16 protein-coding genes are annotated in these 22,080 nt (G+C 51.6%); 7 read left to right on the top strand and 9 right to left on the bottom strand.

Annotated features, from left to right (window positions below; genetic code table 11):
- Position 1 precedes the first annotated feature (1 nt).
- The gene (locus ACO1NT_RS16310) at positions 2 to 886 is read right to left on the bottom strand and encodes an AraC family transcriptional regulator (protein ID WP_449049800.1); all 885 of its coding nucleotides are present in this window, start codon (positions 884 to 886) and stop codon (positions 2 to 4) included.
- 310 nt (positions 887 to 1,196) lie between these two features.
- Between ACO1NT_RS16310 and ACO1NT_RS16315 the strand changes: the two genes are divergently transcribed.
- From ACO1NT_RS16315 to ACO1NT_RS16330, 4 genes are all read left to right on the top strand, one after another.
- On the top strand, positions 1,197 to 2,063 hold the full coding sequence (locus ACO1NT_RS16315) for a sugar phosphate isomerase/epimerase family protein (protein ID WP_449049801.1): 867 nt from the start codon (positions 1,197 to 1,199) through the stop codon (positions 2,061 to 2,063).
- 78 nt (positions 2,064 to 2,141) lie between these two features.
- Positions 2,142 to 3,275, top strand: coding sequence for a Gfo/Idh/MocA family protein (locus tag ACO1NT_RS16320; RefSeq protein ID WP_449049802.1), 1,134 nt, complete (start codon positions 2,142 to 2,144; stop codon positions 3,273 to 3,275).
- Between the two features lie 89 nt (positions 3,276 to 3,364).
- Positions 3,365 to 6,874 (top strand): PVC-type heme-binding CxxCH protein, encoded by a 3,510-nt coding sequence (locus tag ACO1NT_RS16325; RefSeq protein ID WP_449049803.1) that lies wholly within the window; start codon positions 3,365 to 3,367, stop codon positions 6,872 to 6,874.
- Positions 6,875 to 6,950: 76 nt separating this feature from the next.
- A complete protein-coding gene (locus ACO1NT_RS16330) occupies positions 6,951 to 8,099 on the top strand; it encodes an aldose epimerase family protein (protein ID WP_449049804.1) in 1,149 nt (382 codons plus the stop codon).
- A 48-nt stretch (positions 8,100 to 8,147) separates the two neighbouring features.
- Here the strand turns inward: ACO1NT_RS16330 and ACO1NT_RS16335 are convergent, their stop codons facing one another.
- Both ACO1NT_RS16335 and ACO1NT_RS16340 read right to left on the bottom strand, forming a co-directional pair.
- Positions 8,148 to 9,131, bottom strand: a complete 984-nt coding sequence (locus tag ACO1NT_RS16335; RefSeq protein WP_449049805.1) for a sugar phosphate isomerase/epimerase family protein — start codon at positions 9,129 to 9,131, stop codon at positions 8,148 to 8,150.
- A 29-nt stretch (positions 9,132 to 9,160) separates the two neighbouring features.
- On the bottom strand, positions 9,161 to 9,859 hold the full coding sequence (locus ACO1NT_RS16340; protein ID WP_449049806.1) for an NUDIX hydrolase: 699 nt from the start codon (positions 9,857 to 9,859) through the stop codon (positions 9,161 to 9,163).
- Between the two features lie 494 nt (positions 9,860 to 10,353).
- Here ACO1NT_RS16340 and ACO1NT_RS16345 point away from each other — a divergent pair, with 494 nt between their 5' ends.
- The 3 genes from ACO1NT_RS16345 (at position 10,354) to ACO1NT_RS16355 (ending at position 16,879) form a co-directional block, all read left to right on the top strand.
- Positions 10,354 to 13,554, top strand: coding sequence for a SusC/RagA family TonB-linked outer membrane protein (locus tag ACO1NT_RS16345; protein WP_449049807.1), 3,201 nt, complete (start codon positions 10,354 to 10,356; stop codon positions 13,552 to 13,554).
- Between the two features lie 9 nt (positions 13,555 to 13,563).
- A complete protein-coding gene (locus tag ACO1NT_RS16350) occupies positions 13,564 to 15,450 on the top strand; it encodes a RagB/SusD family nutrient uptake outer membrane protein (RefSeq protein WP_449049808.1) in 1,887 nt (628 codons plus the stop codon).
- 121 nt (positions 15,451 to 15,571) lie between these two features.
- Positions 15,572 to 16,879, top strand: coding sequence for a Gfo/Idh/MocA family protein (locus ACO1NT_RS16355; protein WP_449049809.1), 1,308 nt, complete (start codon positions 15,572 to 15,574; stop codon positions 16,877 to 16,879).
- Here ACO1NT_RS16355 and purE read toward each other — a convergent pair whose 3' ends face one another.
- The 6 genes from purE to ACO1NT_RS16385 form a co-directional block, all read right to left on the bottom strand.
- Positions 16,880 to 17,383: a 5-(carboxyamino)imidazole ribonucleotide mutase gene (gene purE / locus ACO1NT_RS16360; RefSeq protein WP_449049810.1), complete on the bottom strand. Its 504-nt coding sequence runs from the start codon at positions 17,381 to 17,383 to the stop codon at positions 16,880 to 16,882.
- A gap of 94 nt (positions 17,384 to 17,477) precedes the next feature.
- Positions 17,478 to 18,620, bottom strand: a complete 1,143-nt coding sequence (locus ACO1NT_RS16365; RefSeq protein WP_449049811.1) for a 5-(carboxyamino)imidazole ribonucleotide synthase — start codon at positions 18,618 to 18,620, stop codon at positions 17,478 to 17,480.
- A gap of 26 nt (positions 18,621 to 18,646) precedes the next feature.
- Complete coding sequence (locus tag ACO1NT_RS16370) at positions 18,647 to 19,150, bottom strand: NADH-quinone oxidoreductase subunit B (RefSeq protein ID WP_449049812.1); 504 nt, start codon at positions 19,148 to 19,150, stop codon at positions 18,647 to 18,649.
- Positions 19,147 to 19,746 (bottom strand): NADH-quinone oxidoreductase subunit A, encoded by a 600-nt coding sequence (locus ACO1NT_RS16375; RefSeq protein ID WP_449049813.1) that lies wholly within the window; start codon positions 19,744 to 19,746, stop codon positions 19,147 to 19,149. The genes ACO1NT_RS16370 and ACO1NT_RS16375 overlap by 4 nt, the downstream gene beginning before the upstream one ends.
- 22 nt (positions 19,747 to 19,768) lie before the next feature.
- Positions 19,769 to 21,109 carry a signal recognition particle protein gene (gene ffh, locus ACO1NT_RS16380; protein ID WP_449049814.1) on the bottom strand — a complete coding sequence of 447 codons (1,341 nt, stop codon included), beginning with the start codon at positions 21,107 to 21,109 and terminating at the stop codon, positions 19,769 to 19,771.
- A gap of 112 nt (positions 21,110 to 21,221) precedes the next feature.
- The gene (locus ACO1NT_RS16385) at positions 21,222 to 21,911 is read right to left on the bottom strand and encodes a zinc metallopeptidase (protein WP_449049815.1); all 690 of its coding nucleotides are present in this window, start codon (positions 21,909 to 21,911) and stop codon (positions 21,222 to 21,224) included.
- Positions 21,912 to 22,080 lie beyond the last annotated feature (169 nt).

Below are 22,080 nucleotides of genomic sequence, written 5' to 3' on the forward strand. Positions count from 1 at the left end.
ATCAAAGTGTCAAGAACTTCTGTCGGTATTCTGTGGGCGTCATACCGATGAACGTTTTGAACTGCTTATTGAAGTTGGACAAGGTGTTGAATCCCGATTCATAGCAAATCTGTGCGATGGTCTTCGCCTCTTCCGTGGAAAGCTGCTTGCAGGCATTCCGGATACGGAGTTCCGTAAGGAAATAGGAGAATGATTTACTGGTTTTCATCGTGAAATAACGGCTGAACGATGTGGGTGTCATATTTAGCAGCGAGGCGACCTCCTCCAAGGTGATTTTGTATTTGAAATGCTTGGCCGCATAGTTATAGACAATGTTAATCCGGTTTGTTTCGACGTCTTTTAGCTTGTATTGCACCATGTCATCATGTAGCAGATGGTATTCCTTGCTCTTGGCAAGCAAATCGAGTATCCGGAATAGGTGTATGATGCTTTCCATGCCGTGTAAATGCACCAATTCGTGCATGAGCACCGACGTCTGGCGGGCAGCTTCCCCATGGATTTCCATTCCGCGCCGAATTTTTTCCAACAAGACTTTCAGCTGGTCGAATTCCTGTTTTTCCATGAGCTGCCCAAGCGCGGCACCGTTGAAATAAATCACCAACCCTTGGCTGACCTTTTCGCTGTGGGGGTCGAAGTAACACTCGTCGCTGCGCCAAAGGTGGGGAATATTCGGCCCCAGGAACGTTAAATCGCCGCCATCAAAAGGTTTGACTGTATTGCCGATGAATTTGGTGCCGGTACCTTCTACAACCAGAAAAAGCTGGTATTCCGAATGGGCGTGCCAAGTGGGATCGAAATGCCTATCGTGCAATTCTCGGATGAAGAATATGTTGGATTCCGGGATTCTGGTTTTTTGGATGGCCGTCTTTTTCAACGTGACATTCATAATAACTCCTTGTTTGGTCCTATTGGCGTTCTAAAAATAATTAAACGGCTGGCTTTTCCATTTATTGTAAAGAAAATGTTAGCTAATTATCCATTAATCGTGTGGTGTTGACATTAATAAGATAAAATACAGTCGGCATTTGTTAATTAATAGGAGTGTTGAAATGCCGCAAACCGCTACCTTAGCAGATACAATTAGCCCGCATAATCAATTAGTCCGAATGTTTAAAAGCTTATAGTGACCGATTGACAGGTAGGGGCGACGGTAAATTTTTTTAAATCAGGTAAATAACCGGCGTTATCGTGGAAATATGGCATTGAACGTTAGACTGGGGGTAAGCACATGGCTGTGGACTTCTCCGTTCCACGCAGAAGAGGCGGCTGTGCTGTTTGGGAAAATCGCTTCACTGGGTTACAACGCGGTAGAAATTGCGGTGGAAGATCCGGCATTGATTGATATACCGACGGTAAAAGCGGCTCTGGAAGCGAACGGGTTGGAGGCAATCATATGCGGGGCGTTTGGTCCCACACGTGATTTAACGAGCGATGACGAGCAGCTGCAACGCACCGGGTTGGATTATATCGAAGCGTGTTTGGACATCGCCCGCGCGCTTGGCTCCCGGTTTTTCGCCGGGCCGATGTACTCGGCGGTGGGGAAAGCACGGATGGTCGCACCGGCGCAACGCGCCATTGAGTGGGAGCGGGCGGTGGTTAACCTCCGGACCGTTTGCGAAAGTGCGGCCGCCAGGGGGCTGGAAATCGCATTGGAACCATTGAATCGTTTTGAATCGGATTTGATAAACAATGTGGATGATTTGCTTCACCTTATCGGCGATATCAACCATCCCGCAGCCAAGATATGCTTGGATATGTTCCACATGAATATCGAGGAACCTGACCCGGAGGCAGCGATCGTCAAATCGGGAGAGAAGCTCATCCACGTGCAGGTATCCGAAAATTATAGGGGTACACCGGGAACGGGCAATGCCAGTTGGGATGCCTACCGGCGGGGGCTGGAGGCGATTGGCTATCAAGGGGTGGTGTCGATAGAGAGCTTTACACCGGAGAATCAGGAACTGGCGGCTGCGGTCTGTATCTGGCGTAACCTTGCAGAAAACCAAGACGCCTTCGCGCGCGACGGATACGCATTTTTGAAGAAGTGGAGCGTAGGTAACTGATTGCCCACGGAGACTTGTTTTATACGCAAACAGCATATAGTAAACAGCAAAAGCAAAAAAATAGAAAACCAGAAAAGCATGAGCAAAAAACCAATCAATGTGGCCATTGTCGGCTTGGGTTTCGGAGCGGAATTCATCCCCATCTACCAACAGCACCCCGATGCCCACATGTATGCCATCTGCCAACGCAATGAAGAAAGCCTGAATAAAATCGGCGACGCATTCGGCATCGAAAAGCGGTATCGCGATTATGACGAGCTGCTAAAAGACGATCAGGTCGATGCGGTGCATATCAATACCCCCATACCCAATCATGCGGAGCAGTCGCTCAAAGCATTACGCGCTGGCAAACACGTGGCGTGCACCGTACCCATGGCTACAACGGTGGAAGAATGCCGGCAGTTGGTGGAGGCCGTGGAAGAAACCGGCCTGACATACATGATGATGGAAACCGTGGTCTATGCCCGCGAATTTCTGTTCATGAAAGAACTGTATGAAAAAGGCGAATTGGGAAAAATCCAGTTCCTCAAAGCCAGCCACCAACAAGATATGGATGGATGGCCGAATTACTGGCCGGGTTTGCCGCCCATGCATTACGCGACGCATTGCGTGGGTCCCGTACTTGGGCTAACGCGTAGTGAGGCGGAATACGTGTCGTGTTTCGGGTCGGGAACGATCCGCGAAGAATTGCATCACCATTATGGCTCTACCTTTGCCGTGGAGACCGCGCATATCAAATTTCGGGATTCGGATTTGAGTGCACATGTTTACCGGTCGTTGTTTGATACGGCACGCCAATACCGGGAGAGTTTTGAAGTTTATGGCTCCAAAAAAGCGGTAGAATGGCCGTTGATTGAAGGGAACCCCCTCGTGGTCCATACGGCGAAGAAAGAAGAGCACGAAATCCCCGAGGAGGTAACATGCCCCGATTATGCGCATTTGCTGCCAAAGCCGATCCAACATTTTACAACGGGAGGCGTGTATGATGAAGACGACAACCAACACCTGTCCTTCACCCAAGGTGCGGGGCATGGCGGGTCACACCCACACTTGGTTCATGAATTCGTCAGTGCATTGACCAAAGGCCGCCAGCCTTTCCCCAATGTGCGGCAGTCGGCCAATATTACCTGCGTGGGTATCTTGGCGCATGAATCGGCATTGAAAGGTGGGGAACTTATACCCCTGCCAGACTTTACCCTGGCGGGTCGCTGACGGTCCACCGCGATGGCGGGCTAGGTAGCCCGCCATGCTAACCGATGAATATATAGTTATCAATCAATAAACGTCGTTTGAACAATAAAATGAAAGGATTAATTAAACTACTCATGCTGGCCATGTTACCGCCCTTCTTTTTGGGCTGCGGGAGCCAGCGTAGCGATGATGGGCCACGACGGCTGGAACTGTTTTTTCTTGGCCACGCCAGCAAGCACCACGACTCGGAGTTGTTGGCCGGTATCTTGGCGCAGGAGTATTTCCCCGAGGGGATGAACATTACCTATTCGGTAGATCCCGAGGATTTGACACGTCAGGACCTGCAACGGTACGATGGGCTGATTCTGTACGCCAACCACGATTCCATCAGCCCCACCCAGGAAAAAGCTTTGTTGGATTATGTAGCCTCGGGCAAAGGGTTTATCCCTTTGCACTCAGCTTCCTACTGCTTTCGCAATTCGCCGGAAGTCGTGGCACTGATCGGCGGGCAATTCAAAAGCCATGGCGGCGGCGCATTTTCGGCAGAAATCGTGAAACCCGATCACCCGGCCATGGCGGGTGTCACCGCGTTTGAGACCGAATGGGACGAAACCTATGTGCACGACCATATCGCTGATGATATCGAGGTGCTGATGGAACGGGTAGACAGTGCGGGCCGCGAGCCCTACACGTGGGTGAAGGAATACGGGGAAGGCCGGGTATTTTATACCGCCTTCGGACATGACGAACGTACATTCCGCAATCCGGGATTCCTCCAGTTGGTCAAGAGCGGTATCCGTTGGGCGGTCGGCGACGAAGCGGTGAAAAAGATGGATGCCTATACCATTGCCCAACCACAATACGAGGAAGGGCGCATGCCGAATTACGAACGCCGTGATCCGCCACCGCGCTACCAACTGCCACTCAGTGCCGAAGAATCGCAAACGCTGATCCAGGTACCCGTGGGCTTCAAACTGGAACTTTTTGCCAGCGAGCCCGATATTAGGAAGCCCATTGCCATGGAGTGGGACGAGAAAGGAAGGCTGTGGATTGTGGAAACGGTTGATTACCCCAATACCGTACGGAACGATAACAGCAAGGGAGATGATCGCGTGACGATCTGTGAGGATACCGACGGCGATGGCAAGGCCGATAAATTCACGGTGTTCGCGGAAGGGTTGAACATCCCGACGTCATTCACCTTTGCCAATGGTGGTATCATCGTTGCACAAGCACCCGAATTCCTGTTCCTCAAAGACACCGACGGCGACGACAAGGCCGACGTACGGGAAGTGCTGATCGATGGCTGGGGTACGTTTGATACCCACGCTGGCCCATCGCACCTGCAGTACGGGTTGGACAACAAGATATGGGGAACCGTAGGCTATTCGGGATTTGAAGGCACCATCGGTGGCCAGCCGCAGAAGTTCGGTTCAGGGGTGTACCAGTTCGACTCCGATGCGAAACACCTCGAATTTTTGGGCAATACCACCAACAACACATGGGGGCTTGGTTTTTCGGAAGAATTTGATGTGTTTATATCCACGGCCAATAATGAGCATAGCGACTTCTTTGCGATCCCGGCACGGTATTACGAAAAGGCCAATTTACGCGAGCGGGGTATCGAAAAGATCGATGGGCATTATGGTATGCACGTGCTTACCAAAGAATTGAGGCAGGTGGATGTGCATGGCGGATTTACCGCCGCGGCCGGGCATGCCCTGTATACCGCCCGGGCGTTTCCACAGGAATACTGGAACCGGGTGGCATTCATCTCGGAGCCGACGGGCAGGCTGGTGCACCGGCATGTGCTGGAGCAGGTGGGCGCTGGGTTTAAAGAAAAGGGCGACGGCTGGAACATGGTGGCAAGCTCCGACAATTGGTTTGGTCCGGTTGCTGCCAAGGTAGGTCCCGACGGGGCGGTGTGGATATTGGATTGGTACAATTTCATCATCCAGCATAACCCCACGCCGGACGGCTTTGAAAACGGCGAAGGGAACGCTTATATCGACCCTTTACGCGATAATACCAAGGGGCGCATCTACCGGTTGGTCCATGAAGACGCCAAACGGTATAAGCCGGTGAAGTTAGACCCCGATCGCCCGGGCACGCTGGTCGATGCGTTGGAAAACGATAATATGTTCTGGCGGCTTACCGCCCAGCGGTTGTTGGTCGAGTCAGGCAATACCGAAGTGGCAGACGACCTGTACGCGCTCATCCGGGATGAATCGCTGGACGAGGTGAATACGAATGGCCCAGCCGTACACGCCATATGGGCGCTGCACGGGTTGGGGCTGTTGGATGGCAGCGACGAGGAAAGCCTGACGGTGGTGTTGGAGGCATTGAAGCACCCGGCTGCCGGTGTACGGCGGGCTGCGGTACAGACGCTCCCGATCAACCATGACGGTGTGGTGCAGCAGTTGATTGCGTCTGGCGCTACAAAAGATGCGGATCTACGTGTGCGCCTGGCGGCGTTTTTAGCACTTTCGGATGCTGCACCATCGGTTGAGATCGGGAAAGCGATTTTCGAAGCCGTGCAGCAACCTGAAAACATCCAGGATAAATGGATTTCACATGCCCTGCTCATTGCCGGTGCGGTGCATCGGCAAGCGTTCATGGGTGAATATCACCAGCAGATCGGTCATCCCGACCTCTCGAATACCGATGGTTCATTGGCCGAGCGGATATTTGCCGGTAAAAGCATGACGGTGCTTCCCTTGGGTATGGAACGTGGCGGAACGGTTGGGGGCCGTCAAATCCCTGATTTCTCGAATCAAGAAATCAGTTTCGTCAGTGATGTCCGCCCCCCCGAAATGCGGCGTGTATTGGTTGAGGGTGTGTTGGTGTCGCATGGCGACGGTAGGAACGGATATGCCGTGTACATGAAAGATGGCAAGGTGAACTTCCAGGTAAACCAAAGCGGACGCCAAACAATCATCCAGTCGGCCGATGAACTGCCCGAGGCATTCAAGGTGAAGGCTTCGTTGCTTACGGGCGGCAAGATGACCTTATCTGTAGATGGTCGGCAGGTTGCCGAAGGCCGTGCTTCCGGATTATTCGCGAAAGTGCCCGACGGGGTTATCCGGGTCGGTCACAACCGACGGCGGCAATGGGGCACGGAAGATCTGCTCCCCAATGTGGGCGACTACCCCGACGACTTCCATTTCACCGGTGAATTGGCGAATACGAGGCTTGTTGCGGTCAACCTGCATGCAGCGGAGGGCGGTGGAACGGTCGTGGCCGATAATACCATCACCATCAAGGCGGTTATCGGCGAGATGAAATACGACGTGACCCATTTCACCGCCAAGGCGGGACAGACGTTGAAGATCATCTTTGAGAACCCCGACCACATGCAGCACAACCTGTTGCTATTGAAACCGGGCAGCTTAGAGAAAGTGGGCGAAGCCGCCGATGCGCTGGCTAAACAACCCAATGGGGTCGAAATGCAATACATTCCGGCAACACCGGACGTGTTGTTCAGCATGCCGCTGGTCAATCCGGAAGAACGGTACGAACTGACATTTACGGTGCCCGATACTCCGGGCGATTACCCGTATGTGTGTACCTTCCCCGGCCATTGGCGCATCATGCATGGCGTGATGAAGGTGACGAATTGATGGGTGACTTTGTTTTATATGCAGATTTTCCTGCTATCTTTGCGAGGATAGGCATTATTAACCTGATTTTAAAATAATGATAAGAAAAGCAAGCAAATCAATAGCCCTCGTTCTTGCCCTTGCCGGCGCATGGGCCTGTAATCCTGCCCAAGAGCACTCGTCAACTGCTGGTGTTTCAACCGTTTTGACCGTATCGCCAGCGGACTTCCAAGCTGAAATAAATGGCGATTCGGTCAAACTCTATACGTTGACCAATGGCGAGATGGTAGCAGCGATTACCAATTATGGTGCCCGTGTAGTGAGCCTGCACGTTCCAGACCAAAACGGCAACCTTGTTGATGTGGTATTGGGATATGAAAACTTGCCTGCCTATCGGCAGCCTGGTGAAGGGTTTTATGGTGCGGTTGTAGGCCGGTATGGCAACCGCATTGCCAAAGGTCTATTTGAGCTTGAGGGAAAACAATACCAGTTGGAAATCAACAATGGTCCCAACTCCCTACATGGCGGTACGAATGGATTTTTCTCAAAGGTTTGGGAGGTGAAGCATGTCACCGATAGCAGCCTTGAACTGCAATACATTTCGCCCGATGGTGATGCCGGTTATCCGGGGACCTTGGACGCAACCGTGATTTATACGGTAACGGCGGCCAATGGGTTGGAAATTGCCTATCATGCAACGACTGATAAGGCTACCGTGGTGAATTTGACCAACCATGCCTATTTCAATCTTAGCGGCGAAGGGGATAGTACCATTTTGGATCACCTGTTGACCATCCGTGCCGACGGTTACACGCCGGTAGACGAGACACTGATCCCTACCGGGGAAATCGCCCCTGTAGAAGGGACACCGTTTGATTTCCGTCAGCCCACGGCTATTGGCGCGCGGATTGACACGGCCGACGGGCAGCTGTTGCTTGGTGGAGGGTATGACCATAACTTTGTGTTGAAGAAAGAGCCAGGATTGCAGTTGGTAGCCACGGTGGAAAGCCCCAAAACAGGTATCGTGATGGATATCCTGACGGAAGAACCGGGCCTGCAATTCTATAGTGGTAATTTTATGGATAACGTGCAACACGCCAAGGGTGGGAAAACATATGGTTACCGCTCGGCATTTTGTTTGGAAACCCAGCATTTTCCCGATGCGCCTAATAGGCCGGATTTTCCTTCTACGGTACTGGAACCGGGTAGTGAATATGCCACCAAAACGGTTTACCAGTTTAAGTAATGCATGGTGTTTCCCGTTACCGTCAAGGTGGCGGGAAACACCATGGCTCTATGAGCCCAGCAATTCGTTTTTGACATAATCATAGCTTTTCGCGATACTCTCGAACGGGTCTATCGTGATGAAGTCCTGCTCTACAAAGGCATACTGCAGGCCGGCTGTCTTTTCTTCCGCCATCACACGCTTGAAGTCGATGCTTCCCGTTCCGACTTCCGCGTACGTGATGTCTTCAACGATTTCCATGAATGGCTTCGCGTCATAGTCGCCCCCGATGATGACCTCCGAATTGTTTTTATCCATGTCTTTGATGTGCCAAAGAGGAAAACGTCCCGGGTGCTTTTTGAAGTATGCCGCACTGTCCGTTCCGGATTTTTCGCTCCAGAATAGATCCAATTCGAACGCAACCAAGTCTTCGGTGGTATTCTCGATAAGGATATCTAACCCCTTGTTACCGTCATCCAGTGTGCGAAACTCCCAAAAATGATTATGATAACCAATCTTTAAGCCCGATTTGGCAGCCAGTTCGCCACCTATATTGAGCTGGTCGGCCATGAAACGGTAGTTATCCGCCGTTAGCTTATCGATCAACAAGATGGGTGGTATGGGGGCAATGAGGTAATGTTGGCCCAATGCGGCGGCCGTGTCGATATAGGCTTTCAATGCTTCTTGATCGCCGTTCCCGGGCGTTAGGAATGCTGCTAGGTCATAATGTCCGCTGTGCGTTTTCAAGTTATGGTCGCGGAGATGCGCCGACAGAGCCGGAATATCCAAGCCCCAGAAAGTTGTTTTCCCATCGGCGCCGATCATGGCGTCGAAAGTTTCCACATGATTATACCCGATTTCGGCTACGCGGGCGATGGTAGCCGTCACATCTTCGGCGAGTTGGTCGCGTAGCGTGTAGAGCTGTAGGCCGACTTCGGTTAACGTGGCCGTTGATTTCCCTTGCGGTGAGCAGGAGGAGAGCAGTGACGGACTCAAATAGGCTGCTGCCATACTTATCCCTGCCTGTTTCAGGAATGTACGTCTGTTGTTCATTGTTGGTTCTTTATTTAGCGATACCCTCCCTAATACTCGGGATTCGATACGAAATTCAAAAATTTGGTGAATTTTTCCTTATAGGTGGCCTTATCCAGCTTATAATAGAAAGCGCCTTTCTTGGAGTTTTCCTTGTCTTTATCCAGTTGTTTGATAAGCAGTCCGGTCGATCGAAGTTTCCTTGTGAAATTGCGCTTATCCAATTCAACATCATAAACCTGCTCGTAGAGCGTCATGATTTGCGGAATGGTGAATTTTTCTGGTAATAACTCAAATAAGATGGGGTGCAATGCGGCTTTGTAACGTAATTTGTTCTTGGCATCCCGTACCATTTTAATATGGTCGAAGATAAGTTTGGGTATACGGTCCAAGGGGAACCATTCCGCACGGTAGTCGTTGCTGAGCTGCGTCTCGTATTTTTTGATATCGATAAGTGCAAAATAATTGATGCTGATGGTCCGCTCGATGGGGTCACGCTTAGGCTCACCAAAGACCAGCAGCTGTTCCATATAAACGTTTTGGAGACCCGTAAGCTGTTTCAGTACGCGAGAGGCAGCATCTTGGGGTTGTTCATCCGACTGAACGAACCCTCCCATCAAGCTCCATTTGTTTTTCTCGGGTTCGAACCCTCGTTTTACCAACAACAATTTGAGGTTATATCCATCGAAGCCAAAAATGATACAATCTACGGCGACTAACATCCGGCTTTCTTTTGCGTATTTTGTCATAATGTAGGCAATTCGTCTATGCAATAATAGCGGATTAAAACGGAATTACATAATTGTTTTCTCAACGTTTATCTCTTTGATTTGAAGCAACACATTTGTTATCAATGAATTGGGAAATATTTGCTGGATTTTTTAAATTGTTTATTTGACATTTAGAAACTATTCACCTATTATTGTGGTCGATTATGAACCAACTCCGAAGTGGAGTGGGTAGGCAAACTATCTCCAGATACGATACAAACCATGTTTGCTAGAAACGTATGAATCGCATTGCTTGCATACGCCAACTGATTGGCGTATGAAGTAATGGTTTTCTTCTGCCGGAAACAATAGACGAATACAAGTGTTATTTTAACCGTAAAAGTAATTGAAGTATTCAAACTGCTTTGTTCCAAAGCATCGTAATACCTTATGAATTATAAAGAATCCAATGCGTATGGACCCTTTTTGAAGTAGCCTATTTTTTTCTTTTTATATCATTAAAACACACAATTATGAATCAAATGCTATTGAAGCGACCGCATCGTCTGTATCAGCGTGTTTTCCGTACATCGATTGCCATCTTATGGATGTTGATTGCCTTTCCCGGCCTTTCATTGATGGCACAAGACAGTACCCTTACGGTACAGGGCAAGGTTACGGATACCCAAGGTGCGCCGATTGTGGGAGCTAGTGTGGCCGTAGCAGGCAGCACAACAGGTACAACGACCAACGACGAGGGTAACTACAGTATAGATGTGACCAAAGGTGCGTCGTTGGTTTTTTCCTATGTGGGCTATGTATCACAGACCCTGGTTGCCGATGGACAACGAATCGATGTCCGGCTTGTGCTGGACGCAGCGATGTCTAATTTGGAAGAAGTCGTCGTGGTGGGTTACGGTACACAGCGTCGGGAGACCATTACGGGCTCTGTTGCCTCGGTAAAGAGTGCCGAACTGATGAAATCGCCTACGGTAAACGTATCCAATGCACTTGCGGGGCGCCTGCCGGGCGTTGTCGCCACGCAGAGCAGCGCCGAACCTGGCTACGATAATGCCGCTATACGGATACGTGGTACGAATACATTGGGGAACAGCGAACCCCTAGTTGTCATCGACGGCATCCCGGCCCGCGCGGGGGGCTTTGCGCGACTGAATCCGGCGGACATCGACAACATCTCGGTACTGAAAGACGCCTCCGCTGCCATCTACGGTGCGCGGGCGGCCAACGGTGTTATCCTCATTACGACCAAGCGCGGCCAAACGGGCAAACCATCGTTATCCTATACGTTTAACCAGGCGTTTTCGCAACCCACGGTAATCCCCGAACTCGCCGATGCGGTGCAGTACGCTGAAATGCGCAATGAGCTTGAAATATTCAAGCTTCCGGTAGCGGAATGGTCGGCCGCACAGGCCGCGTTGGACGAAACGGGTACCTACACCCGCGCAGATGGCTCCGTGCTGACCGCGCCGTTTTCGCCCGAAGATAGGCAATTGTTTGCCGATGGTTCTGACCCGTGGGGACACCCGAATACGGACTGGTACGACGCCACCCTCAAAAACTGGTCGCCGCAAGCACAACATAACCTGCAAATCAGTGGGGGTACGGAAGATATCAAATACCTCACCTCGATCGGATACCAGAACCAGGATGCGTATTACAAGAATTCGGCCACTGGCTATTCGCAATATGATGTCCGTGTAAATCTGGATGCAAATATCAACAAGTATATCAGCACCAAAATCGGTATTCTCGGCCGCCAGGAAAACCGGCAATTCCCCACGAAATCCGCCGGCACTATTTTCCGTATGTTGATGCGGGGAATACCGACCGAACCCGCTTATTGGCCCAACGGGATGCCTGGCCCGGATATTGAATATGGTGAAAACCCTGTAGTAATCACCACCGATCAAACGGGCTACGACAAGGATAAACGGTATTACTTCCAAACCAACGGACAAGTGGATGTGAGCATCCCTTGGGTGGAAGGGCTGAAGTTCAGCGGGACAGCTTCCATCGATAAGTATATGCGTAAAACCAAACGGTGGGAAATCCCTTGGTATCTGTACACCTGGCAGGGTGATTATGAAGCGGATGGGGTGACGCCGTTGTTGGTCCGCGGGCAGCGTGGCCCGGCGGATCCGCGCCTAAGCCAAGGTGATGAAGACCAGATGAACATCCTACTGGGTGGCGTGCTTACCTATGACCGTACCTTTGGCGACCACACCGTCAACCTCTTGGCCGGTGTCAATCGCGAAACGATACGGAATGATAATTTCAATGCTTACAGAAGGTATTTTATTTCAACGAATATCGACTATCTGTTTGCCGGCGGCGACGCGGAAAAAAATAATAGTGGCGGTGCATGGGAACGCGCCCGTCTCAATTATTTCGGGCGTGTTGGTTATAACTACCAAAGCAAATACATTGCGGAATTCCTATGGCGTTATGATGGCTCGTATATGTTTCCGGGAAACAGCCGGTATGGCTTTTTCCCAGGCATTATGGCGGGCTGGATGATTTCTAGTGAGGATTTTTGGAAAAACAGCGTGCCTTTCGTGAACTACCTGAAATTGCGGGGATCCTATGGACAGATGGGGAATGATAATATTTATTACGACGGCGCATTGCAGGAGTACCAGTATTTCTCTACCTACGGGTTCGGTACGTACATTATTGGCAACGAATTGGTCAAAACGCTGTATGAAAGCCGGGTACCGAATGCCTTCATCACTTGGGAGGTGGCTAATAACTACAACGTCGGACTCGATGGCCAACTGAACGACGGTATGTTCAATTTCACCGTGGAATGGTTTAAAAACCGCCGTGAAAGCATCCTATGGCGCAGGAATGCTTCCATACCGCAAAGCACGGGTATGACCCTGCCTGCCGAAAACATCGGTATTGTAGAAAACCGCGGTTGGGATTTTTCTGCAGGTTACACCGACCAGATCGGCGAACTGAACCTGAATGTGAGCGTGAACGGCGGCTATGCCAAGAACAAAATCCTATTCTGGGATGAAGCCCCGGGAGCGCCGGAATGGCAGCAATCGACGGGCAGGACCATTAACTCCGGCGTGTACTACATCTACGATGGCGTATTCCGCGATGAAGCTGATATTGCCTCCAATACACTGGATTATAGTGATGTGACCAACTCACTGCGGCCGGGCGACATGAAATTCGTGGATTACGACGGCGATGGTAAGATCACACCCGACGACCGGGTGCGGCGCGACAAAAATACCATACCCACTTTCCAGGGCGGGTTAAACATCGGTATGCAATATAAAGGCTTTGATCTGACCATACTCTTCCAAGGTGCTACCGGCGGCGAGCTGCGTGTGGGCACCGATGAATCGGGTGCCATCGGTAACTATTTGCTCCATTTCTATGAAAATCGGTGGCGTGTTGACGCACCGAGTAGCGAACACCCACGTATCACGGATCGCAGCGACCAGTATTATTCGTCTGGAAACACGTATTGGATGCGGAGCACAGATTACATCCGGTTGAAGAACCTTGAATTGGGATACACTTTTCCGACCCAATGGATGCAACCTGCTGGCATCAGTAACCTGCGGGTGTACCTGAGCGGATTCAACTTGTTTACTTGGAGCAAAATCGACGTGTACGATCCGGAGTCACTTAACTCGACGGGACAATATTACCCCCAGGCACGGTTGATCAATACGGGTATTGCGGTAACTTTTTAAGAACATATGATGATGAGAACTTTAGGGAAATATAATTTCATGGGCATGCTACTGTTTATGGCGTGCTTGATAGGATGTAACGACAGCTTCGTGAATACAAAGCCATTGGGAGAAGTGCCTAAGGAATCCACTTGGAGCGACGCGGCACTTGCCCAAGCTTTTGTCACGGAGATTTACAACGGGTTTGGCCAAGGTGGGTTGGATGAGCAGATGCAGGCATCGCTTACCGACGAAGCCATGTTCACACACCCCGGCCGTGGTATCAATACGATTACGGAAAGCCGATCGAACGATGCGGACCAAGGGTGGATCAACGGGTCTTATAGCTGGGGCAATCTTTATGGGCGTATCCGTGCCACAAATATTGCCTTGGCGAACCTTGAAGAGCCGGGATTCGACAATGCCAGCGGTATTGCCGAACAGCTGAAGGGTGAAGCCCATTTTCTCCGGGCGTTTTATTACCACCAGCTGCTGCGCTACTATGGTGCGGTGCCGTTGATCGACTTCGTATATGAATTGGGCCAGGAGGATTACACAGCACCCCGCAATACTTATGAAGAATGCGTGGCGTTTATCGTTGCCGACTGTGACCGTGCGGCCGAATTGCTGGTCGATGCCCCGGCTGTCGACGGTCGTGCAAGCACGGTGGCTGCGTTGGCGTTGAAGTCGCGTATGCTTACGTATGCCGCGAGCGACCTCCACGACATCCCCACAGCATCTGGAAATTCGTCAGTGATCAGTGGTTATTCGAATAAAGAGTTCCTGGGGTATACCTCGGGCGATCAACAGGCGAGGTGGGTGGCAGCGCGCGACGCGGCCAAGGCCATCCTGGATGCGCATGGGGCGGGTTACATGATGGATCTTACCGAACCGGCCACGGCGGAAGACGGTACGCAAAACTACCTTTCGATTTCCATGGCCGGCGGGAGTAAAGCCGTCTCGGCGGATGGCAAAGCGGATCTGATACTAGGTCGTTTTTTTATAGATCTTAAGGACGAAGGGGGTAACTACGTAGGCCGGAACAACGGACCCAACGGTTACCACAATTGGGCCGGAAATACGCCGACGCAGCAACTGGTGGACGACTACGGGATGGCCGATGGATCCCCGTTCGATTGGGGCAATACCGCGCATGCCACTACGCCCTATGAGAACCGCGACCCACGTTTCTACGCGACTATCCTATACGATGGTGCTGATTGGAAGCCCCGTACCGCCGATGTGGCGGGGCGCGATCCCGCCAACCAGGTGCAAACGGGCCAATACGAGGTGATGCAGGATGGGAAAAAGGTCATCCACTATGGCTTGGATACCCGGAATAGCAGTGTGGAGGATTGGAATGGTTCCCACACGGGTTATTACATGCGTAAATTCATCGATCCGGATCCTGCGGTGGTCGACCAAAACACCCGTCAGTTTGTCCCGTGGCCGGTGTTGCGCTTCACCGAAGTCGTTTTGAATTACGTAGAGGCCTGCATTGAACTGGGCGAGGAAGAAGAAGCAAGAAATTGGCTTAATCGTATCCGCTTCCGGGCAGGCATGCCCGCCATCGCCGCTTCTGGCGACGCCCTGCGCGACGCTTACCGCAATGAGCGGCGTATTGAGCTGGTCTATGAAGAACACCGTTTCCACGATGCGCGCCGTTGGATGATTGCCAATGAAACGTTGGGCCGTAAGGTGGGCATCATACGGGTATTCGGACGGCTGAAGGCAGGTAGCTCGGTGTCGGTATATGGCTATGATCCGGCAAACTACGATTATACCTATACGGTTGGTACCATCGATCCCGGTATCGAGAATAGGCAGTGGTTGGATAAGATGTATTTCCTTCCGATCCATCGGGATGAAATCAACCGGAATGGCCAATTGATACAAAACCCCGGTTATGGGGACTAATTATTAGCGCGTTCGAACAAAGGTCCTTGGCAAGCCGCTAAGGACCTTTGTCGTTATGGACTTAATCCGATATTTTCTTATCTTGGTCGGATAATTTGCACCTTTTATGATAATAGATGATATGAATACAAGTAGAAGGAAGTTTTTAGGCACAATGACAACGTTGGCAGCGACGGTGGGTGCCGCATCGGCATGGCCGCGGGCGTTCGCCATGGGAGATACCCTCCAAGATACCGTCCGGGTGGGCCTCATCGGTGCCAATGGCATGGGGTGGGCAGATCTCAACTCCATGCTGAAAGTGCCGGGGGTACAATGCACGGCACTTTGCGACGTGGATGCGAATGTGCTGAATAAACGCGCGGCGGAACTCAAGGGGCGTGGTATCGCACCTAGGTTATACGGAAAACACGAGGAGCTGCTGGCCGATCCGAATGTGGATGTAGTGATTATCGGTACTCCCGACCATTGGCATTGCCTGCAGCTAGTGGACGCCTGTAAAGCCGGAAAAGATATCTATGTGGAAAAACCATTGGGCAACTCCATTGCCGAATGCCAAGCGATGGTGGCTGCGGCTAGCAAATATAACCGCGTTGTGCAGGTAGGGCAATGGCAGCGAAGCCAGCAACATTTCAAGGATGCGGTCGATTTCGTACACTCGGGCAAGCTGGGAAAAATCCGCCTGGTGAAAGCCTGGGCCTACCAAGGATGGATGAAGAGCATTCCGGTTAAGCCCGACGGTCCGGCGCCCGAGGGAGTGGATTACACGCGCTGGTTGGGGCCTGCTGAGCAGCGGCCGTTCAACCCCAACCGTTTCCACTTTGAGTTCCGGTGGTTTTGGGATTATGCCGGTGGACTGATGACCGATTGGGGGGTACACATGCTCGACTTTGCCCTGATTGGCATGAAGGCAACCACGCCCAAATCTATTATGGCAACGGGGGGCAAATTCGCCTACCCTGATGATGCGGCCGAGACACCCGATACGCTCACGACGGCGTACGAGTTTGACGACTTCACCGTGCAATGGGAGCATGCAAACGGCATCGACGGTGGCCCCTATGGGCGTAATCACGGCGTGGCATTCATCGGCAATTCAGGCACATTGGTGCTTAACCGTAGCGGTTGGGAGGTCATCCCCGAAGGGGACCGGATGGAGGCTGTTCCGTTTCAAAAAAGCCAGGATAGTGGGGTAGACAAACATACCACCAATTTCGTCGACGTGGTTCGCTCACGGAAACTGGAAGACCTCAACGCGCCCATCACCGCCGGTGCTCATATCGCCATTTTTTCACAGATGGGTAATATTGCCTATCGCACGGGCGAGAAAATCTACTGGGATGCGAAGAAGGAACGCTTCACCAGTAAGGCGGCGAATAGATTGCTGGCCGCGGAATACCATAACGGATACCGACTACCCGCCATGGGGTAGTCACGATTCCAGTTCTTTCGCGCTGTCAACCACCTTCTTCGCCAATTCCGCCTTGTAGGCCAATAGGTTCTGGGCGAGTTGTTCATTAGACACCGCGAGGATCTGTGCGGCCAGGATACCCGCGTTTTTTGCGGCATTGAGCGCTACGGTAGCAACGGGGATGCCATTGGGCATCTGCAGGATGGAGAGCACGGAGTCCCATCCGTCGATGGAGTTGGATGATTTTACGGGAACACCGATGACCGGCAAATGGGTGATGGACGCAACCATGCCGGGAAGGTGGGCTGCACCGCCAGCGCCGGCGATGATGACTTTCAGCCCGCGGGAAGCCGCGCTTCTTGCATAATCATACATGCGGTCGGGTGTACGGTGTGCCGATACGATGGATACTTCCGTGTTTACACCGAGCACTTTCAATATCTCTACGGCATCCTGCATCACGGGCAGGTCCGATTTGCTGCCCATGATAATGCCTACTTCCGGTATCGTTGTTTTTGTTGTCATCCGCTGTTTGCAGTTTGTTTTTTGCTTTTTTGCCGTTTGCTAATTGCTTTTCTCGATTTCATTACACCGATCGGTAACTATCCACCATCAACTATTAAGTTACCACCTTCAATGTCCGTTGCACTTCCCTTGCAATGGCGATAGCCTGTTCGCGGTTTTCATTGACGATACACACGTGGCCCATCTTACGGAAGGGTTTGGTGAACTTTTTCCCGTATAGGTGCAAATATACGCCTTCCATGGCTAAAATATCTTCGATCCCTTCATAGCGCGCTAGCCCTTCGTGGCCCGCTTCGCCGAGCAGGTTCACCATCACTGCGTTGGTCCTTGTGCCCGTATTGCCCGGAGCGAGATTGAAGATGGCCCGCAGGTGCTGTGCAAACTGCGACGTGAAGTTTCCTTCAATGCTTTGGTGGCCGCTATTATGGGGGCGGGGCGCCAATTCATTGACCAGTAGCTGTCCGTCCCGTGTAAGGAACAGCTCAACGGCAAGCAGGCCCACAATCTGAAGGTCTTCGGCAATCTTTTTGGCCAGGAGCTCCGCCCGCTGCTGGACCTCGAACGGTAGTGTGGAGGGTGATATCAGGAACTCTACGAGGTTGGCTTCGGGATTGAATTCCATTTCTACACAGGGGAAGACCGCAACCTCGCCGTTATCGTTGCGCGAAACGATAATCGCCAGTTCCTTTTCAAAGTCGACCCACTGTTCAATGAGGCTCGGTGCCTCGAATGCCGTTCCCACATCGGATTCATTGACGATTTTCTTTACCCCCCGGCCATCGTAGCCGTCTTTACGGAGTTTTTGGATATAGGGTAGGGGTATCGTGGCATTTGCTAGGGCCTCTTTCGAGGATATCAGCTGGAACGGAGCCGTGGGAATATCGTTTTGCTTGAAAAACTGCTTTTGCAGCCCCTTGTCTTGTATCAGGCGGATGACGCGTGATTGCGGATACACCACCACACCTTCTTCTTCCAGCTTTTCGAGCGCGTCCACGTTCACTTTTTCGATTTCGATGGTTACCATGTCGAGTCCTTTTCCGAACATATAGACCGTGTCGAAGTCATCCAGTGCGCCGTGTATGAATTGGTTGCTAAGGTTGCGGCACGGCGCGTTTTTGTCGGGATCGAGTACGTGTACGTTCACATTGAAATTGATGGCTTCCTGAATGAGCATGCGGCCCAATTGCCCGCCACCGAGGATTCCCAATTTCAGTTCGCCATAAAAATCTTTTGCCATGATGAAGATTGAAATTACATTGAAGGTTATGCGTGTGAGGATTGCAGTTTATCGCCCACGATGTGTTCCTTTTCTATTTTTTTCTGCAACTCGAGGAAGGCGCCGATGAGCGCTTCGGGCCGCGGCGGGCATCCCTGCACATAAATATCTACGGGAATGATGCGATCTACCCCTTTAACCACATGGTAGCCATGTTGCCAATAGGGCCCCCCACAGTTGGAGCAAGAACCCATGGAAATGACATATTTAGGATCGGGCATCTGTTCGTAAAGCCGTCGGATACGGTCGGCCATCTTGAAGGTTACGGTGCCGGCAATGATCATCACGTCCGATTGCCGCGGCGACGGCCGCGGAAACACGCCGAACCGGTCCAGGTCGTAAGTGGAAGCCATGGCTCCCATCATCTCGATGGCGCAGCAGGCGATGCCGAAACTCATGGGCCACATGGATGACAACCGTGCCCAGTTGAGCAGGTCATCCAATTTGGCGATGACCACCCCGTTGCTTTCCAGTTGTTTGTCGATGCTCATGATGGTGTCGTTCCGGGTTTTCTGAAGGTGGGCCGAAAATTCGGCTTCTTGGCCTCGCCGCCGGCGTTAGCCGGCTTGGCCGTAGTAGGGGCCACAGTGTCGGGGTTGAATTTCCGCACACGGTATAGGCTGCTGTTCAGCCGATCGTATGCTGATAACGGGATGGGTACGTCCACGCGCGGCATCACTGGATTGGGCTTTATCCATTCCAGGTCGCCTTTCTTCCATACATATACCAAACCGATGATCAGTATCCCCACGAATAGTGCCATTTCCAGCAGCGCAAACCAGCCCCACCGTACATCCGCAGCCATCAGCTCCTGTTGTCCGAAAACGGTTGCCCACGGGAAGATGAACAGCAGCTCGACATCAAACAGCAGGAATACCAAGGCAATGACGTAGAAACGCGGATTGAACTGTATCCATGCGTTTCCCACGGTTTCCTCACCACATTCGTAGGTGCTCAGTTTTTGGGGCGTAGGTTTCTTGGGCGACACGATACGGCCCAATAACAGGGTGAATAATACCAATAAAAGACCCGCCACTCCAATGAGGAGTATTTTTCCGAATTCGGTTATCTGCGCCGGGTCATCCATGATTCAAAGGTAGTGATTTTTTTTATCTCCCCATTGGCATTTTGGGTGCACCCCGCATCATGCGGGCCATGGCGGCAGGATTAGACATTTGCTTCATCACCTTGCGCATGTCGCCGAATTGTTTCATCAGTTTGTTCACTTCCACTAGTTCCGTGCCCGATCCTTTGGCGATGCGTGCCCGGCGTTTCTGGTCGATCACGTCGGGGTTTTCCCGCTCATAAGGCGTCATGGAGTTGATGATGGCTTCGATGGGTTTGAAGGCGTCGTCGTCGATTTCCACATCTTTGATGGCCTTGCCTACACCGGGTATCATTCCCATGAGGTCTTTCATGTTGCCCATCTTCTTGATCTGCTGTATCTGGCTCTTGAAGTCGTTGAAGTCGAACTTGTTCTTCCGTATCTTACGTTGCAGCTCGGCGGCCTCTTTCTCGTCGAACTGCTGCTGTGCACGCTCCACGAGCGATACCACGTCGCCCATGCCCAATATACGCGAGGCCATCCGGTCGGGGTGGAACACATCAAGTGCTTCCATCTTCTCGCCCGTACCGATGAATTTAATGGGTTTGTTGACGACTGATTTGATCGATAAGGCAGCGCCCCCTCGGGTATCGCCATCCAGTTTGGTGAGCACCGCGCCAGTGAAATCGAGCCGGTCATTGAAAGCTTTGGCCGTATTCACGGCGTCCTGGCCGGTCATGGCGTCCACTACGAAGAGGATTTCATGTGGTTTCGTAGCGTCTTTCACCGCCGATATTTCGTTCATCAACGCTTCGTCGATGGCCAGGCGGCCGGCCGTATCGACGATGACCACATTATACCCTTTCTGCTTGGCCTCGGCAACGCCCGCTTGTGCGATACCGATGGGGTCTTTGGATTCCCTATCGGTATACACCGGTACATCCACCTGTTGGCTGAGCACTTCGAGCTGGTCGATGGCCGCCGGCCGGTATACGTCGCCGGCTACCAACAGCGGTTTCTTACCCTTTTTCTCTTTGAGGTATTTTGCCAGCTTGCCGGAAAAGGTGGTTTTACCCGCACCGTTGAGCCCCGCGATGAGGATAACCGTGGGATTGCTGGATAAATCCAATTCGGTGGTCGAACCGCCCATCAGTTCGGTCAGCTCATCGTTCATGATTTTGGTGAGCAATTGGCCGGGTGAGATGCTGGTGAGCACGTTCTGCCCCAGGGCCTTTTGTTTCACCTCATCGGTAAATGCCTTAGCGGTTTTGTAGTTCACGTCGGCATCGAGCAATGCCTTGCGGATTTCCTTCATGGTTTCCGCGACGTTGATCTCAGTAATATTCCCCTGGCCTTTTAATACCTTGAAGGCCCGATCTAACTTATCCTGTAGGTTCTGAAACATTGTCCGTTATAAAATATAAATGGAACGAGGTGCAAAGGTACAAAATCTGTTATAAAAATAGTCCGCCCACCCCAAGGGGCAGGCGGACATACCTAAATTATGAAAAGAATCGTTAATCCCGCCTTCCCAATAGCATGCTGGCGTAGTAGAGGAGGGTTACCAAAGACGACAGGGCTGCTACCACATACGTCATTGCCGCCCACCACAGTGCGTCCTTTGCACCCGCATGCTCCGCACTGCTATGGGTAATGTTTTTACTATCGAGCCATGCCAATGCGCGTTTAGATGCATCGAACTCCACGGGTAACGTTACGAACGAAAAGATCGTGGTAATGGCCAGTGCGGCCACGCCGACGGCGAGTACATAGGGGTTGTGAATGAATATCATCAACAGTACACCAATCATCAATACCCACGTAACCAGGTTGGAAGCCACACTCACAATGGGTACCATTGCTGAACGGAATTGCAGCCAAGAATATGCCTTGGCATGCTGCACGGCGTGGCCGCATTCGTGGGCTGCCACAGCTGCTGCGGCGACGCTACGGCCGCTGTATACCTCAGGGCTTAGGTTAACGGTACGGTTGGCGGGGTTATAGTGGTCGCTCAACCGCCCTTGGGCAGAAATGATCTGCACGTCGTAAATCCCGTTGTCATGCAGCATTTGCTCTGCCACGTCCCTGCCGGTCATCCCGCTGCTGAGCGGTGTCTCCGAATACTTCTTGAATTTGCTTTTAAAGCGCCATTGCACGATCATGCTTACGAGCATGATACCGCCGAAAATAATCCAATAACTGATCATAATGTCTTCTTTTTTGCTATTTGCTATTTGCCTTTTGCTGTTTGTCTTTTGCTTTTTGCCTGCTAATCATTGCTCACTCACATCGATGGGACAAAAAATATACCGAACGCTTTTCGCTGACGATATGGCGTTTTATGCTCGTTACGAATATAAAAATTCCCTTTTTGGT

This window comes from Parapedobacter sp. (assembly GCF_053550995.1).

Bases quoted from the DNA above. Each gene is read 5' to 3' on its own strand.
- ACO1NT_RS16310 (WP_449049800.1), bottom strand. From the start codon at position 886: ATGAATGTCACGTTGAAAAAGACGGCCATCCAAAAAACCAGAATCCCG.
- ACO1NT_RS16315 (WP_449049801.1), top strand. From the start codon at position 1,197: ATGGCATTGAACGTTAGACTGGGGGTAAGCACATGGCTGTGGACTTCT.
- ACO1NT_RS16320 (WP_449049802.1), top strand. From the start codon at position 2,142: ATGAGCAAAAAACCAATCAATGTGGCCATTGTCGGCTTGGGTTTCGGA.
- ACO1NT_RS16325 (WP_449049803.1), top strand. From the start codon at position 3,365: ATGAAAGGATTAATTAAACTACTCATGCTGGCCATGTTACCGCCCTTC.
- ACO1NT_RS16330 (WP_449049804.1), top strand. From the start codon at position 6,951: ATGATAAGAAAAGCAAGCAAATCAATAGCCCTCGTTCTTGCCCTTGCC.
- ACO1NT_RS16335 (WP_449049805.1), bottom strand. From the start codon at position 9,131: ATGAACAACAGACGTACATTCCTGAAACAGGCAGGGATAAGTATGGCA.
- ACO1NT_RS16340 (WP_449049806.1), bottom strand. From the start codon at position 9,859: ATGACAAAATACGCAAAAGAAAGCCGGATGTTAGTCGCCGTAGATTGT.
- ACO1NT_RS16345 (WP_449049807.1), top strand. From the start codon at position 10,354: ATGAATCAAATGCTATTGAAGCGACCGCATCGTCTGTATCAGCGTGTT.
- ACO1NT_RS16350 (WP_449049808.1), top strand. From the start codon at position 13,564: ATGATGAGAACTTTAGGGAAATATAATTTCATGGGCATGCTACTGTTT.
- ACO1NT_RS16355 (WP_449049809.1), top strand. From the start codon at position 15,572: ATGAATACAAGTAGAAGGAAGTTTTTAGGCACAATGACAACGTTGGCA.
- purE (WP_449049810.1), bottom strand. From the start codon at position 17,383: ATGACAACAAAAACAACGATACCGGAAGTAGGCATTATCATGGGCAGC.
- ACO1NT_RS16365 (WP_449049811.1), bottom strand. From the start codon at position 18,620: ATGGCAAAAGATTTTTATGGCGAACTGAAATTGGGAATCCTCGGTGGC.
- ACO1NT_RS16370 (WP_449049812.1), bottom strand. From the start codon at position 19,150: ATGAGCATCGACAAACAACTGGAAAGCAACGGGGTGGTCATCGCCAAA.
- ACO1NT_RS16375 (WP_449049813.1), bottom strand. From the start codon at position 19,746: ATGGATGACCCGGCGCAGATAACCGAATTCGGAAAAATACTCCTCATT.
- ffh (WP_449049814.1), bottom strand. From the start codon at position 21,109: ATGTTTCAGAACCTACAGGATAAGTTAGATCGGGCCTTCAAGGTATTA.
- ACO1NT_RS16385 (WP_449049815.1), bottom strand. From the start codon at position 21,911: ATGATCAGTTATTGGATTATTTTCGGCGGTATCATGCTCGTAAGCATG.